This is a genomic window from Streptomyces sp. NPDC012508, assembly GCF_042902595.1.
Classification (GTDB): Bacteria; Actinomycetota; Actinomycetes; order Streptomycetales; family Streptomycetaceae; genus Streptomyces.
This window is the reverse complement of sequence record NZ_JBIBEO010000002.1, coordinates 300,427-315,289: the sequence shown is the minus strand read 5'-3', so window position 1 is coordinate 315,289 and position 14,863 is coordinate 300,427. Positions and strand designations below refer to the sequence as shown.

11 protein-coding genes are annotated in these 14,863 nt (G+C 71.1%); 5 read left to right on the top strand and 6 right to left on the bottom strand.

Features of this window, described 5'->3' with window-relative positions:
- Positions 1-70: 70 nt before the first annotated feature.
- On the bottom strand, positions 71-3,130 hold the full coding sequence (locus ACFY8U_RS07440; protein WP_389566902.1) for a glycoside hydrolase family 3 N-terminal domain-containing protein: 3,060 nt from the start codon (positions 3,128-3,130) through the stop codon (positions 71-73).
- 198 nt (positions 3,131-3,328) lie between these two features.
- Positions 3,329-4,312: a LacI family DNA-binding transcriptional regulator gene (locus ACFY8U_RS07435; protein WP_389566899.1), complete on the bottom strand. Its 984-nt coding sequence runs from the start codon at positions 4,310-4,312 to the stop codon at positions 3,329-3,331.
- Between the two features lie 429 nt (positions 4,313-4,741).
- Between ACFY8U_RS07435 and ACFY8U_RS07430 the strand changes: the two genes are divergently transcribed.
- Positions 4,742-6,586 carry a ricin-type beta-trefoil lectin domain protein gene (locus ACFY8U_RS07430; RefSeq protein ID WP_389566896.1) on the top strand — a complete coding sequence of 615 codons (1,845 nt, stop codon included), beginning with the start codon at positions 4,742-4,744 and terminating at the stop codon, positions 6,584-6,586.
- 92 nt (positions 6,587-6,678) lie between these two features.
- Positions 6,679-8,151, top strand: a complete 1,473-nt coding sequence (locus ACFY8U_RS07425) for a hypothetical protein (RefSeq protein ID WP_389566892.1) — start codon at positions 6,679-6,681, stop codon at positions 8,149-8,151.
- Here the strand turns inward: ACFY8U_RS07425 and ACFY8U_RS07420 are convergent.
- Complete coding sequence (locus ACFY8U_RS07420; protein WP_389566890.1) at positions 8,144-8,797, bottom strand: Tat pathway signal sequence domain protein; 654 nt, start codon at positions 8,795-8,797, stop codon at positions 8,144-8,146. The two genes, ACFY8U_RS07425 and ACFY8U_RS07420, sit on opposite strands and share 8 nt — an antisense overlap.
- 378 nt (positions 8,798-9,175) lie before the next feature.
- Here ACFY8U_RS07420 and ACFY8U_RS07415 point away from each other — a divergent pair, with 378 nt between their 5' ends.
- The 3 genes from ACFY8U_RS07415 (at position 9,176) to ACFY8U_RS07405 (ending at position 11,296) form a co-directional block, all read left to right on the top strand.
- Positions 9,176-9,898 carry a TetR/AcrR family transcriptional regulator gene (locus tag ACFY8U_RS07415; RefSeq protein WP_389566887.1) on the top strand — a complete coding sequence of 241 codons (723 nt, stop codon included), beginning with the start codon at positions 9,176-9,178 and terminating at the stop codon, positions 9,896-9,898.
- Positions 9,899-10,106: 208 nt separating this feature from the next.
- A complete protein-coding gene (locus ACFY8U_RS07410) occupies positions 10,107-10,778 on the top strand; it encodes a DUF6230 family protein (protein WP_389566884.1) in 672 nt (223 codons plus the stop codon).
- A 185-nt stretch (positions 10,779-10,963) separates the two neighbouring features.
- The gene (locus ACFY8U_RS07405) at positions 10,964-11,296 is read left to right on the top strand and encodes a DUF6114 domain-containing protein (protein ID WP_389566882.1); all 333 of its coding nucleotides are present in this window, start codon (positions 10,964-10,966) and stop codon (positions 11,294-11,296) included.
- A 72-nt stretch (positions 11,297-11,368) separates the two neighbouring features.
- On the opposite strand, the gene argG is transcribed toward ACFY8U_RS07405, so the two are convergent.
- From argG to ACFY8U_RS07390, 3 genes are read right to left on the bottom strand one after another with little or no spacing between them, the layout of a single operon-like run.
- Positions 11,369-12,814, bottom strand: coding sequence for an argininosuccinate synthase (gene argG, locus ACFY8U_RS07400; RefSeq protein WP_361445625.1), 1,446 nt, complete (start codon positions 12,812-12,814; stop codon positions 11,369-11,371).
- A 37-nt stretch (positions 12,815-12,851) separates the two neighbouring features.
- Entirely contained in the window at positions 12,852-13,490 is a 639-nt protein-coding gene (locus tag ACFY8U_RS07395) for a phosphatase PAP2 family protein (RefSeq protein WP_389566878.1), read from the bottom strand.
- Between the two features lie 37 nt (positions 13,491-13,527).
- On the bottom strand, positions 13,528-14,862 hold the full coding sequence (locus ACFY8U_RS07390; protein WP_389566875.1) for a diacylglycerol/lipid kinase family protein: 1,335 nt from the start codon (positions 14,860-14,862) through the stop codon (positions 13,528-13,530).
- Position 14,863 lies beyond the last annotated feature (1 nt).

Here is a 14,863-nt window from a genome sequence, read left to right as displayed (position 1 = left end):
CCGCAGAAGGTCGACGGGGTGGGAGCAGGCCGCACGCCCACCCCCACCCCCTGGCTCGCTCGCGAACGCGTCAGCCGGCTGCCTTGTACGCCGCCCTCAGCTTCGCCACCGCGCCCGTCAGATCACCCGTCAGCAGCAGGTGGTCGGCCTCGGCGAACGGCTTCGCCGTCGCCTCCGTGACGTTCTGCCCGACCTTCTCCTGGACGATCATCCGGGCCTTCGCGAGCAGCGCCCTGCCTTCCGCCGAGGTGCCGTGGCCCGTCGCCTGGAGGACCTTCGCGGCCACGCCGATGGCCCGCAGCGCGGAATCCCCACCAGACGGAGCGGCCGTGAGTGTGGTCAGCCCCCAGCCGTACGGGAACTGCGGATCGTACGCCGAGTCGCCGACGTTGACCGGCAGCTGCGCCTCGGACTTCGGCCAGGTGACCGGCAGCTGCCCGGTGAACGGACGCGCACCGTAGAGCACGTCCGCCACGCCGTCGCCCTCCGTGCCCGGCAGCCACGAGGCGACCAGGGCGTCGATCGCGCCGAGACGGTCACCGATGAGCTGCGGGCGGCCCGAGACGACCAGGACGGCACACGTCATCGCGGCGCAGACCTTGTCGACGGCGGCCTTGTCGGCGGCGGTCAGTTCGAGGTCGTTGCCGTTGCCCACGTCACCGAACCCCTCGGCGTACGGCGTCTCGCCGACGACGACCACACCCACGTCGAAGCCGTCCGTGGCTGCCGAGGCGTCCTTGGAGTACGCGATCTCCGCGTCAGGCGCCGCCTTCCGCATCCCTTCGAGAATCGTCGTACCGGGAGTCGTCCGCCCGGACGAACCCTGCCAGCTGATGGTCCAGCCGCCCGCCTGGTTGCCGATGTCATCGGCGTTGGAACCGGCGACGTACACCTTCTGGGACTTCTTCAGCGGCAGCACCCCGCCCACGTTCTTCAGCAGCACCTGGGACTTGGCGACCGCCTCGCGCGCCACCGCACGATGCCCCGCGGAACCGATCTCGCCGAGACGGGAGGTGTCCGCGTAGGGCTGTTCGAAGAGACCCAGCTTGAACTTCTGCGTCAGGATCCGCGCCACCGCGTCGTCGATCCGTGCCCGGCCGATGCGCCCGGCCGTCACCTCGTCCTTGAGTGTCCGCGTGAAGTCCTGGTAGTTCGTCGGCACCATGATCATGTCGAGTCCGGCGTTGACCGACGTCCGCACGTCGCTGGGGTAGTCGCCCGGGATCTGGTCGATGGCCTGCCAGTCGCTGATCACGAATCCGTCGAAGCCCATGCGCTCCTTGAGGACACCGTTGATCATCTGGGCGTTGGCGTGCATCTTCACCGGGCCCTGGTCGTCGCCCAGGATGTCGAGCGAGGAGTACGACGGCATGACCGTGCCCGCCCCGCGCTTCACCGCCTCGGCGAACGGCGCGAGATGCACCGCCTCCAGCTCTTCCCGGGTGACCTTCGTGACGCCCTGGTCGATCGTGTACGAGCCGGTGGTCGAGGACCCGAACTCCGTGCCGCCGTCGCCCACGAAGTGCTTCGCGCTGGTGAGCACCTTGTCGTTACGGTCGAGGTCACGGCCGTCCCGCGCGCCCTGCATCCCGTTGATCACGGTCTCCATGGCGGTCACCAGGGCCGGGTCCTCGCCGAACGCCTCGTAGGAACGTCCCCAGCGCTCGTCGCGCGTGACACACAGGCAGGGAGCGAAGTCCCACGGGATGCCCGTGGCCCGCACCTCCTTCGCCGTCACCGCGCCGGTCCGCTCGGCGACCTTCGGATCACGGGACGCGCCGATGCCGATGTTGTGCGGCATGATCGTCGAGCCGACGACGTTGTTGTGGCCGTGCACCGCGTCCACACCGTAGATCAGCGGGATCTGGAAGCGGGTCGCCTGCGCGCGCAGCTGGTAGGAGTCGATCATCTTCGCCCAGGCCGCGGGCGTGTTGGGGGAGGGCACCGACCCACCGCCGGAGAGCAGCGAGCCGAGGTCGTAGGAGGCGGTGTCGCCCGGCGACCGCAGCGCGTTGCGCTCGGCCTGCGTCATCTGACCGGCCTTCTCCGCGAGCGACATCCGCCCGAGCAGATCGGCGACCCGCTTCTTCACCGGAAGCTTCGGGTCCAGGTACGGCAGGCCATGGGCGTCCACGACGACGAGCGGGTTCTCCGCGGGCGCCTTGGCGCCGGTCACGCTCAGGACGAGCGGGATCGTCTCGGCCGACTCCGCGGAACGGTCCTTCTTCGTGGCCACGGCGATCGACCGGGACGCGCCGGAGGGCGTACCGGCCGGGAAGGTGAGGGAGCCGGTGACCGGCGTGTAGTCGGCGCCGGCCTGCGCGCTGCCGCCCTCGGTTGCGTACGTGACGGTGACCGGCTCGGCGAGCGGGGTGGAGCCGGTCGCGGCGACGGAGACCTTCACCTCGGCGGTTCCGCCCTCACCGACCGGATGGACGACGGTCTCGGTGACGACCTTGGTGTTCAGGGCCGGCTCGGCCTTGCCGTAGAGCTCCACGCCGTCCAGGGCGAACGAGCCGGGGGAGCCGGGCGGCAGGGTGAGGGCGTACCCCCACATCTCGTCGAGCCCGAGGACCTGGTCGATCCCGCCCACCGGCTGGTAGTCGGCGCGGTACTGGAACTCGGAGAACGGGATCTCGACGAGGTGCCAGCCCTCCCAGTCGTCCGTGAACGACGTGGTCCACAGCTCGGACGCCTCGCCGTTCGCGCCGCCGTCCTTGAGCTCGAAGTGGATGCGCTTGCCCGAACCGGGCGGCAGGGGAGCGGTGTTCTGGCCGTACCACCAGAAGCGGATGCCCTTGGACGCGGTCCAGTCGTGGGCGGGCTTGTCGAAGGCGAAGTCGTGACTGAACCCGCCCCAGCCGCTGATGTCGTAGTCGCCTTCGAGGACCTTGGCGCCCTCCGGGGCGTCCGCCCGCTCGGCGATCCGCAGCTTCGGCGGGTCGTCGGCGTCACTGCCCCAGGTGAAGAGGCCCTCCGCGGGCGGGTTCGCGAAGGGGATCTCCCCCTCGAACCGGTCGACGGCCACCGGCGCGGGCGGGGGCTCGTCGGCGGCGGCGCTCGGCAGGGCTCCGGTGAGCAGAGTGCCGAGCAGAGCGGTGACGGCGATCACCGCCGTGGTTCGTGGCATTGCGGCTCCTTGTGCGGGACAGGGGCGTACCGGGACGGGGACGTACCGGATGGAGGAGGTACCGGGCCAGGGACGTACGGGATCGGGAGGCACCGGGACGTACGGGGGAGGTACCGGAACAGGGACGTGCAGGATCGAGGACGTACCGGATCGGGGGAGGACGTACCGGATCCGCGGGCTACCGGATCGCGCGCCCGCTCACCCGGGCGTGGGCGCCGAGCGCCGGACGACGAGTTCGGTGGGCAGGACGACCGGCTCACGCGGGATCGGCTCGCCGGCAAGGCCGGCGAGGAGCATCGCGGCGGCGGTCTCGCCCATCCGGCGCATGGGCTGGCGGATCGTGGTCAGCGCCGGTTCGGTGTGCCGGGCCATGGGAATGTCGTCGAAGCCGACGACGGCGACGTCCTCGGGGACGCTGCGCCCGGCCTCCCGCAGGGCACCCAGGACGCCCGCCGCGATGAGGTCGTTGTGCGCGAAGACGCAGTCGAAGTCCCTGCCCTCGGCCAGGGCCCGCCGGACGGCCGCGCGGCCCGTGTCCTCGGTGAACTCGCCCTCGACGACCAGCTCGGTGGGCAGGACCTCGCGGAACCCCTCCAGCCGGTCGCGTACGCAGCCGAAGTCGCGACGGCCCGAGACGACGAGCGGTCGCGTTCGCCCCGAGGAGAGCAGATGGTCCGCGGCGGCCGCGCCTCCGGCCCGATTGGTGGTGGCGACCGAGGGGAACGCCGGGTGGTGACCGCGGTCGTCGATGAGGACGACGGGCAGACCGCGCCGGTGCATCGCCGTGATCGTGTCGAGGGTGCCCTCCGGTTCGACGACGAGGAGCCCGTCGAACGCTCTGGCCGAGACCTGGCCGGCGAAGTGGCGGACGGAGTCGGCGCCCCGGTTGCAGGTGAAGAGCAACATGCCGTATCCGGCGGCTTCTACGGTGTCGACGACCCCCTGGAGGACCTCGCCCATCCACGGCCAGGTGAGGGAGGGCGTCAGCATGCCGATCGTACGGCTGCTGCCACGAGCCAGGCCGACGGCCCCTGAGCTGGGGACGTAGCCGAGCACATCGATCACTTCGCGAACACGGGCGGCCGTGGCGGAGTCGACCTCGGCCCCGGTGTTCAGGACCCGGGAGACCGTCGTCTTGCTGACGCCCGCCTGACGTGCGACGTCGGCGATCGTGACACGCATCGGGGGCCTCCGTGGCGAGGGACTGACATCGGTGTCGGAACCGCTTCCGGAACCGGTTCCGGCGCGGTGCGGTGAGTCAACCGCCACCCTGCTCCGCCGTCAAGAGTTCACACCGTGAACGTCCCAAACTCCTCTCCGTTCCCGACAACTCCAGCCATGCGTTCAGGATTTGAATGCGTGACACCTTGACGGCCGCCCCGATGCCCAGTTCACTCTCGACTCGATTCGACGCGATGCGCTGCGACGCCGCGACACGGCTCGAACCGACTCGATCCGATTCGAAACGCGACTCGTCTCCGGTCGGGCCTGTGCGGTCGGCGCGCACAGGCCCGACCCGCGATCGGATTCTCGGACCTCCCCCACACCCTGCCGAGAAGGGCACCCGACATGCTCCGTCCGAACCACAGGCCACAGGCTCCCCGCCGGCTGATGAGAACGCTCCTCGCCGGCGCCCTCGCGGCATCCGGCCTCACCGCCCTCAGCGGCCTCTCCGCCGCCCCCGCACAGGCCGCAGCCGAGCAGGTGAACATCTGGCTGACCACCACCGACGACGCCGGCGGCCGCCACGTCACCCGCGGACTCCAGCCGCAGACCCCGATCAACTTCCAGGCCGGAAACGGCGGCAGCGGCACGACCCTCACCGTCGACGAGAACACCCGCTACCAGACCTTCTCCGGCGGCGGCGCCTCGTTCACCGACACCGCCGCCTGGCTGATGAAAAGCTCCGGCGCCCTGTCCCAGGCCACCCGGGACGCGACGATGAAGAAGCTCTTCTCACCGACCGAGGGCATCGGCCTCTCCTTCGTACGCAACCCGATGGGCGGCTCCGACCTGGCCCGCTTCGGCTACACGTACAACGACCTGCCGGCCGGCCAGACCGACCCCGCCCTCACGCGCTTCTCCCTCGCCCACGACCTTCAGGACGTCCTGCCGCTCACCAAGCAGGCCAAGCAGCTCAACCCGGCGCTCACGCTCGTCGCCTCCCCCTGGACCGCCCCCGCCTGGATGAAGGACAGCGGGCAGCTGAACGGCGGCTGGCTGAAGGCCGAGAACTACGGCACGTACGCCGACTACTTCGTCAAGTACCTCCAGGGCTGGCGCGACCAGGGCGTCCCCGTCGACTACGTCACCGCCCAGAACGAACCGACCTGCTGTTCCGGCTACCCGTCGATGAGCTGGAACGCCTCCGGCCTCGCCTACTTCACCAAGAGCGAGCTGCTGCCCAAGCTCCGGTCCGCCGGTCTGCCCACCAAGGTCCTCGCCCACGACTGGAACTGGGACACCTACGACGCGTACGCCGCCCAGACGGTCGACGACCCCGCCGTGCGCAGCCATCCGAACTTCGGCGGCGTCGCGTGGCACGGCTACGGCGGCAACGTCGCCAAGCAGACCGAGATCCACGACCGCTATCCGCAGCTGGACGCCTTCCAGACCGAGCACTCGGGCGGCACCTGGATCGCGAACCAGCAGCGCGAGGACATGATGAACATCATCGACTACACCCGCAACTGGGCGAAGTCGGTGACCAAGTGGTCCCTCGCGGTCGACCAGAACCGCGGCCCGCACAACGGCGGATGCGGCACCTGCGACGGCCTGATCACCGTCCACAACGGCGACTCGCGGCACGGCCAGGTCGACTACACGATCGAGTACTACACCATGGGCCACCTCACGAAGTTCGTACGGCCCGGCGCCCAGCGCATCGCCTCCACCGCCGGCTCGACCGTGCCCAACGTCGCCTGGCGCAACACCGACGGCTCGAAGGCGCTCATCGCCTACAACGACTCCACGACCGCGCGGCCGGTCACGGTCAACTGGGGAGCGCAGCACTTCACCTACACCCTCCCGGGCAAGACCTCCGCCACCTTCACCTGGGCGGGCACCCAGAGCGCCACCCAGGGTCTCGTCGGTCTCGGAGGCAAGTGCCTCGACGTCGCGGGCGGAGCCGACGCGGACGGTACGCCCGTCCAGCTCTGGGACTGCAACGGCTCGGCCGCACAGCACTGGACGGTCCACCCCGACGGCACGGTCCGGGCGCTGGGCAAGTGCCTGGACGTGACCGGGGGCTCGACGTCGGACGGCGCCAAGGTCCAGCTCTACACCTGCAACGGCACGGGCGCCCAGAGATGGCGCCACGTAGCCGCCTCGTCGGACCTGGTGAACGTGGCGGCCAGCAAATGCCTGGACGCCTCGGACCACTCCTCGGCGAACGGCACACGAGCCCAGATCTGGGCGTGCACAGGCGCGGCCAACCAGAAGTGGCGCCTGACCTAGGGAGGTCCGCCCTCTAGGGGCCCGGGTGGGCCCCTCAAGGACCCCCGAGGGGCCAGGGTGGGCCCCTCGGGGTTCCTCTAGGGTGGCTGCGCATGACCGACCGCGTACTGGAGCTCCTGCGTACCCGCCCCGACCTGGCCGACCTGGCCGCGTTTCCCTTCGACTTCGACATCAGCAGGGCCTCTCACGTGGAAGCGGTCCACCTGGCATCCGGCGCGTCGCTGGAGCCGATCGCCGGCGACGACACCGGCGGCACGTACTTCCTGTGCGGGGGAACGGCCGTGCTCCACGCCTCCTCCGACGGCCACGCCTCGCTCCTCGCCGACTCCGTGAGCGAGGCGCTCGAGATCCTCGTCCGGCTGCCCTGGTGGTGCGAGAACGTCTCCGCCGAGCTCGACGAGGAAGGACTGCTCGCCGCCGTACAAGAAGGGGACGACGAGGCCCGCGAGCAGTTCGCCCCCGAACTGGACACGCAGAGGGATGCGCTGCTGGCCGGTCTGGGGCTGCCCGACCGCCCGCTCACCGAACTCCACGCCCTGGCCGAGTCGGCCACCAGGCGCACCGAGCCCGACCACCTCCTGCTCAACTCCGTCGAACTGTGTGCGTACCAGCTTGAGGATTCCTACCGGCAGCCCCTGCGGGACATCGTTCTCGCCCCGGGACGGGCGGCGCTGGAGCGGTCGCGCTCCGGCGATCCCGCCGTATGGGAAGAGGCGGCCGCCGATCCGGTGCTGCGCGCGGGGGCGCTGCGCGCCGCACGGTCCGACCGCCACGACGGTGATCTGCCGCTTCTGCGGTTCCTCCTGGAGCGCGAGAACGACGTACGGACCGAGCGGTTCGAGGAGCGGTGGCTGGCAGCGATGCTGGTCGGCTCGTACGGGCAGGACGACGACGTGCCGCTGCTGCGCGCGGCGACGGGCGGCCAGATCACCGCCAGCGCCGAGGCCGTGGACTGGGCCCGCACCGAGGAGACCCGGCGCCCGGAGAACGAGTTCGTCTGGATCGACCTCGCCCAGCGGCAGGGGCGTGTCGAGCACGCCCGGACCGCCCTCATCCGCCTGCTGGACGACACCGGCCCGGACGCCGATCGGCTCCGGGACCTGAGTCGCGCACTGGAACGCCTCGGCGACCACGCCCAGGCGGCCCGCGCCCAGTTCAACCTCCTCTCCCTCCAGGACGCGCCGGAGGACCGCGCCCGGGAGGCCTCCGTCCTCGCCCGCCTGGAACGGCGCAAGGGCGACCTCCCGGCCGCGGCCCGCGCCCTGGACCGGGCACGGTCGGCGCTCGACGCGTTCCCGCAGGGCAGGCGCCTCGGGCTCGGTCGCCTGATCACGGAACAGCACCTCGAACTGACCCTCGCCGCCGCGGAGGCGGGCGCCGACGAACTTGCCCGCGCGACGATGACGCACGCCAGGCCCCTGCTCGCCGGTATAGCCAAGGAGTCGGCGAAGTCGCTCAGCGACCTGTCCACCCGGGCCAAGTGGACCGTCGCACGGCTGCCGTCCGGGAACGCGTCACGCGCGCTCCCGGACGGAACGGGGACGCCGAGCCCCGGGATCAGTTGACGAAGACCGGGGCACCGCCCTGGGTGGTGTCCTGGATCGGGCCGTACTTGGCGGTGAAGAAGCCGTTGGCCGGGCAGGTGCCGGGGCCGGAGGCCTTCGTGAACTGCTGGTTGGCGAAGGCGAGCGAGTTGTCGGTGTTCGACGGGGTCGCCGTCAGGCTCGTCGCGCGGTACACGCAGGTCGTCAGACCGAGGATCGTGTTGATCTTCAGCGTGGTCTGGATGGGACCGGTGCTGCCGGCGGTCACGGTGAGCGCCCCGCCCGAGGTGACGGCCGTGGTGTAGGGCAGGTTGTTGACCGTGATGCTCTGAACGCCGGTCGCTCCCAGGATGTTGGTCGTGCAGGTGCTCAGCGTGTGGGACGTCAGTGTCTCGGTCGCCGTGCCGGGTGCGGCGGGGTTGCTGGTGACGGTGGCGCTGAAGGCGGAGGAGTTGCAGGTGATGCCGGTGCTGCCGCCCGAGGTGGTGGCGATCTTGGCGGTGGTGCCGGAGGCGAGCGAGGCGGCGAGGACGTCGCCGACAGCGACGGACGGGCCGCTCGCACTGCCCGTCGTCAGCACCGTCCCGGCCGCACTGGCCGGGTGGGTGACGGCCAGGACGGCGGCGAGAGCCGCTCCGGCGGAGGCGAATAAAGCACGCTTGTTCATGGTGAGGGTCCTTTCGTACCAGGGTGGCGGTGGTGGAACTCGGCTCTGCCGGGGATGCTGGGACATCACCCGGTGCGGGCACGCGTGAGTGGCCGACGGCGGCCGGAGGCGGGGGAAGGGTGCGGCTCGAAGAGGGCATGCAGAGCGACGGGCATCCCTTGCCGGGCCGATCCGGCGCCACGGATCGGCCCGACGATGTCGCGGGACGCGACGAGAGCGTGATACACGGTGCTGTGTGCGGTGCTGTCCGGTGTGCGGTGCCGGGTAACCCGCGTCCCCGGGAGGACCGGGCCGCCGCCGCACACACGAGAGGAAAACCCATCAGGGTTGTAAACCTGTCGAGTATGTGACGTCAACAGCCCCGGGGGGATGTGGCCGGTGAAGGGTGCTCGTCCGACCGAGGAGTGGCAGGCCCTGCCCGGCGCGCGTACGGGCCGCGACCCGGAGCGCTCCCTGCGCCCCGGCCCCCGGCGGCTGACGCCGGAACAGGTGGCGTCGCGGCAGCGCGAAAGGCTGCTGGACGGGGTGGCCCGCATGGTCGCGGCCCACGGGTACGCCGGTGCCCGGATCAGCGACATCTGCCGGGCCGCCGGAGTGACCCGGCCCGTGTTCTACGCCCTGTTCACGGGCAAGGAGGACGCTGTCCTCGCCGCGTACCGGAGTGGTACGCAGATGGTCGTACGGGCCATGCAGAGGCCGTACGAGGAAGCGGGCGGCGCGGCCTCCTGGCCGGCGGCCGTACGGGCCGGCCTGCGGACGATGCTGGCGCTGCTGTCGCAGACCCCGGCGTTCGCGCGGATGGTCGTCGAGATCGAGTCGGCGGGGCCTGCAGGCCGTCGCGCGCGGGCCGAACTTCTGGCCAGTTTCCGCCGGTTCTTCGTCGACGCCCCGCCCGCACCGCCGGGGGTGGAACGGGCGGAGCTGGTGGACACCGTCGTCGGAGCCGTCCACGCGGCGGTGCACCGCGCGGTCGACGAGGGCCGGACCGGAGAGTTGCCGCGCCTGCTGGACACGCTGGTGCACGTCGTGGTGGCGCCGTTCACCGGCGCCCGTACCGCTGCGGGCGGGGAAGACGGGACCGACGGGCGCACTTGTAGCTGACATCCCGCACCTCGCGCATCACCAACACCTATCTACTGCACGGTAGTTGACTGGGCAGTAACGACGGGCTTACGGTCCAGGCGGTTCCCTGCCACGCGGCCGCCTCCGTGCACCAGACACGAGGAGAACCCGGGCGGGGTCGGGGACCGTCCGCGCCAGGACGCCACCGCCACCAGGTCTGTTTCCTCGTGATTGTCAGGAGCACCTCATGGCCATGTCCGAAGGCCCCGCCCTGCCCGAAGAGTCCACCCCCGCCCGCTCCTTACCGCCGGGCGAGGAACTCCGGCGGCGCGGCCGCGTCCGTTTCCGGCGCTCCGCCCTCATGGCGGCGCCCGCCTGCGCGATCGCCGCGACCCTCGTCGTCCTGACGGCCCAAGGCGCGCTCGCCGCCCAGTTCGCCATCTCCGGCATGCCGTTCACGGTGAAGGCCGACACGCTCAAGGGCACCGGCTTCGGCCAGTTCGGCGCCCTGGACACCATGCCCGAGGGCAGCCCGAACGCCGGCGACACCGGCGGCCAGGTCCTGGTCATCGTGACCGCCATCCGCCAGGCCGAACTCACCAACCTCTGCCAGAGCGTGGAACTCGGCGGCACCCATCTGCGCATCACGGCAGGCAACAGGGGCACCCCGGTCAAGGCCACCGGCCTGACCACGGACTCCACCGAGATCTCCGGCAAACTCGCCGCCTTCGACAACATCGAGATCGGCGGGGACGCCAGCACCTTCGACAAGCCGCCCGTCAAGGGCCCGCTCGGCGTCTTCGGCCAGCAGGCCGACACCGTCACCATCACCGACGTGCACCAGACCAACTACGCCACCACCGCGACCCGCTTCACTCTGCCCGACCTGCACATGAGCTTCCACTCCGAGGGCTGCTGACGATGACACCGGCGACACCGGCTCCGTCGGGGACCCCGGGGGCATCGGCTCCGTCGGGGACACCGGCATCACCGGCGACACCGCCTCCAGCGGCTTCCGGCTCACCGGGCGGCGCCGGCCGGCACCCCTGGCGCGCCTTCGGCCGATGGCGGCACCGCCGCCCCTTCGGCCCCGGGGTCATGATCATGCTGGGCGGGGGCGAGATCCTCCTCACCCAACAGGCGAGCATCTCCGTGATCCTCGCGGCGGGGGCCGACAGCCTCGTCGGCTACGTCCTGCCGGTCATCATGATCGTGTGCGGGGCGCTGATCGTCCTCAACCCGCCCCAGCGCCTCTTCTACTCGATCGTCGCCGTCCTGGCCTCGCTCGCGACCTGGGTCACCTCGAACCTCGGCGGATTCTTCATCGGCCTGCTCCTCGGCCTCGTCGGCAGCTCGCTCGCCTTCGGCTGGCTTCCGGACCAGCCACCACGCCGCCGCCTGCGCCTGCTCCCCACACGTCGCCGTAAGGAGGCGTAGACGCGGCGAGGCCGTCCCGGCGCCGATGGGCGCCGGAACGGCCTCGTACGGGTCGGCCGGTGGCCGCACCGACTAGTCGGTGCCGGACTCCATGGCGGCCCGGTCCAGCAGCTCTTCGATGCCGGAGACCTCGCCGCGCGAGGCGATGGCCTCGGCGCCGCCGTGCGGCATCGTGCCGATCAGCCCGGTCGCGGCGGCCTGGGCCGCGCCGATGGCCGGGTTGGCGGTGCCGATGAGGCCGAGTCCGGCGTACTGCTCCAGCTTGGCGCGCGAGTCGGCGATGTCGAGGTTACGCATCGTGAGCTGGCCGATCCGGTCCACGGGGCCGAACGCGGAGTCCTCGGTGCGCTCCATGGACAGCTTGTCCGGGTGGTAGCTGAACGCCGGACCCGCGGTGTCGAGGATGGAGTAGTCCTCACCGCGCCGCAGCCGCAGGGTCACCTCGCCCGTGACGGCCGCGCCGACCCACCGCTGCAGCGACTCGCGGATCATCAGCGCCTGCGGGTCGAGCCAGCGGCCCTCGTACATCAGCCGGCCGAGACGCCGGCCCTCGTTGTGGTACTGGGCGAGGGTGTCCTCGTTGTGGATGGCGTTGACGAGGCGCTCGTACGCCGCGTGCAGCAGGGCCATGCCGGGGGCCTCGTAGATCCCGCGGCTCTTGGCCTCGATGATCCGGTTCTCGATCTGGTCGGACATGCCCATGCCGTGGCGGCCGCCGATGGCATTGGCCTCCATGACCAGGCTGACGGGGGAGGAGAACTCCTTGCCGTTGATCGTCACCGGCCGGCCCTGGTCGAAGCCGATCGTCACGTCCTCGGGGGCGATCTCCACCGACGGGTCCCAGAACCGGACGCCCATGATCGGCTCCACGGTCTCCACGCCGGTGTCGAGGTGCTCCAGGATCTTCGCCTCGTGGGTGGCGCCCCAGATGTTGGCGTCGGTGGAGTACGCCTTCTCGGTGCTGTCCCGGTAGGGCAGACCGTGGGCGAGCAGCCACTCGGACATCTCCGTGCGGCCGCCGAGCTCGGTCACGAAGTCCGCGTCGAGCCAGGGCTTGTAGATCCGCAGGTGCGGGTTGGCGAGCAGTCCGTAGCGGTAGAACCGCTCGATGTCGTTGCCCTTGAATGTCGAGCCGTCGCCCCAGATCTGCACGTCGTCCTCGAGCATCGCCCGCACGAGGAGAGTGCCCGTGACGGCGCGGCCGAGCGGCGTGGTGTTGAAGTACGCACGACCGCCGGAGCGGATGTGGAACGCTCCGCAGGTGAGCGCGGCCAGGCCCTCCTCGACCAGCGCCGCGCGGCAGTCGACCAGCCGTGCGATCTCGGCGCCGTAGGTCTTGGCGCGGCCGGGCACGGAGGCGATGTCGGGCTCGTCGTACTGGCCGATGTCGGCGGTGTACGTGCACGGGACGGCGCCCTTGTCACGCATCCACGCGACGGCGACCGACGTGTCGAGCCCGCCCGAGAAGGCGATTCCGACGCGCTCGCCGGAAGGAAGGGAGGTGAGGACCTTAGACATAGGAAGAGTATGCATAATCTCGCATGATCATGCAAAGTCACCTCCGGAACCTGATGGTGTTCTGCTGGGTGAGGGCCAGGGTGAGGACGGTCGTGGCCGTCGTGGCGCCGAGGATGGCCCCCGCCAGCACATCGCCCGGATAGTGGACGCCCGTGTGGACCCGGGAGTAGCCCACGGCGCAGGCCAGGGCCGTCAGAGGCAGGGCGGCGGGCGGCAGGACATAGCCGACGGCGGACGCGAAGGCCACGGCGGAGGCGGTGTGCCCGGACGGGAAGGAGGCCGAGGTGGGCATGGGGACGTGCCGGTCGATGATGACCCGGGCCGCCTCACGGTCGGGGCGGGACCGGCGTACGAGACGCTTGCCGAGCAGGTTCGCCGTGGCCGAGGCCATGGCGACCGCTCCGACGCCCAGGGCGGCGGCGCGCCGGGGCCGGCCGGGGGCCAGGGCGAGGGCGGCGGCGATCCCGAAGGAGATCTTGGAGTGGTCGGCCGCCGCGGAGAGCCGCCGCAGGCGCGTGTCCAGGGCTGGTGTGGGTGTCGCGGCGACCGCGGCGTAGACGGCGCCGTCGATGGCCCGCAGATCGGCGAGGACGGAGGTGACTCCGTCCGAGAACCGTCGCCCGGCACGCCGGGCCTTCTCGGCTCGCGTCTTCCCCTGCTCGTGTGCTTCGCTCATCGCCCTCTCATTTCGTTGATGGCTCCCGTCCCTCCGCTCAGTCACGTCCGGCCTTCCCCCGGAAGGCCAGGGTGATGACACGGCGCCAGTCGAGCGGAGGAGCGACCGGCGGTGCCCCGGGCCGGTCGCGTGGCACGCGTACCCGCAGCGCTCTGCGTCGGACGGTGCAGGTCACCGGGACGGGAAGCGTGATCGCTTCACCGTCCACGGCGACCGGGATGGTCTCGGCGTCGCAGGTCACTTCGACGCGGTGGGCGGTCAGGACGTTCAGACTGTCGGAGAGCGAGCCCCGCAAGGCGAGCTCCGCAGCCTGCGCCGCGCCTTCCACTCGTATGCCGATGACTCCCAGCCGTCCGTGGTCCAGGCGTGGGCGGCGACCGCCCGAGAGCGGGTCCGGCCGGGCGTACGCGTTGTTGCTCACCAGCAGCGCCTGCTGGGACGTCAGACGGGTCTTGTCGGCGGTGGCATCGAACCGTGGGCCGGACTCGTGAAGCAGCTCGGGCATGGCGTCCAGAGCGGTCTCCGCCTTGGCATCGCGGTACTCGGGGCGCTCCACGACCCGCGCGTACACCCCGAACGACACGGTGTTGACGAACGGCAGGCCGTCCACACTGCCGAGATCGACGTGGAGTTCCTCACCGTCCGTGAGTGCGCCGAGCGTACGCGACGGATCTGTACGGTCCAGGCCGAGGTCCATGGCGAAGTGGTTGCGGGTGCCCGCGGGGATGACCATGAACGCCACGTCGTGCTCGGCGGCGACCGCGGCGACCTTGGCCTGCGTACCGTCGCCACCCGCGACACCGAGCAGATCCGCACCCTCGGAGACGGCCTTGCGGGCCAGGGCCGTGACGTCGAAGTCGCCGGCCGGTTCGAGCAGCACCACCCGTGCGCCGAGCCGCTCGGCCTTCCCCACCAGGTCGAACCGCTCGACCTTGCCATCACCCGAGGCCGGATTCATCAGAAGGACGGGCCGCTCCGGAGGCCTACGGTGCTCCGCCCGCATGACGTGATGTGCGTGCGGCCGCCGCAGGGCAGCCCGCGCGCAGGCCAGCGCCACGCCCCACAGGCCGACCGCGACGAGCGCGGTCAACCACAGATCGCTCCGTACGAACAGCACGATCAATCCGACGGGCGCGCCGACCATCAGGACGATGCCGAGCCACCGCCGAGGCCCTCGGTGGGCCAGTGTCCACCAGATGCCCGCGGCCGAGACGATCAGCGCGGCGAGACCGCTCGCGACGATCAGCAGTCCTCCGCCTCCGAACGCCAGAAGCAGCACGACGACGGCCGCCACGACGGCCACCACGGCCGCCCGGGCCCACAACCGCGCCGCCCGGGCCGAGGTGTCGGCACCACTCGCCCCCACTGCCATC

What these genes read in the sequence shown, in the direction of transcription:
- ACFY8U_RS07405 (WP_389566882.1), top strand. Translation starts at nt 10,964, where the DNA reads ATGCTGGGCGGGGGCGAGATCCTCCTCACCCAACAGGCGAGCATCTCC.
- ACFY8U_RS07440 (WP_389566902.1), bottom strand. Translation starts at nt 3,130, where the DNA reads ATGCCACGAACCACGGCGGTGATCGCCGTCACCGCTCTGCTCGGCACT.
- ACFY8U_RS07430 (WP_389566896.1), top strand. Translation starts at nt 4,742, where the DNA reads ATGAGAACGCTCCTCGCCGGCGCCCTCGCGGCATCCGGCCTCACCGCC.
- ACFY8U_RS07395 (WP_389566878.1), bottom strand. Translation starts at nt 13,490, where the DNA reads ATGAGCGAAGCACACGAGCAGGGGAAGACGCGAGCCGAGAAGGCCCGG.
- ACFY8U_RS07425 (WP_389566892.1), top strand. Translation starts at nt 6,679, where the DNA reads ATGACCGACCGCGTACTGGAGCTCCTGCGTACCCGCCCCGACCTGGCC.
- ACFY8U_RS07410 (WP_389566884.1), top strand. Translation starts at nt 10,107, where the DNA reads ATGGCCATGTCCGAAGGCCCCGCCCTGCCCGAAGAGTCCACCCCCGCC.
- argG (WP_361445625.1), bottom strand. Translation starts at nt 12,814, where the DNA reads ATGTCTAAGGTCCTCACCTCCCTTCCTTCCGGCGAGCGCGTCGGAATC.
- ACFY8U_RS07390 (WP_389566875.1), bottom strand. Translation starts at nt 14,862, where the DNA reads ATGGCAGTGGGGGCGAGTGGTGCCGACACCTCGGCCCGGGCGGCGCGG.
- ACFY8U_RS07420 (WP_389566890.1), bottom strand. Translation starts at nt 8,797, where the DNA reads ATGAACAAGCGTGCTTTATTCGCCTCCGCCGGAGCGGCTCTCGCCGCC.
- ACFY8U_RS07435 (WP_389566899.1), bottom strand. Translation starts at nt 4,312, where the DNA reads ATGCGTGTCACGATCGCCGACGTCGCACGTCAGGCGGGCGTCAGCAAG.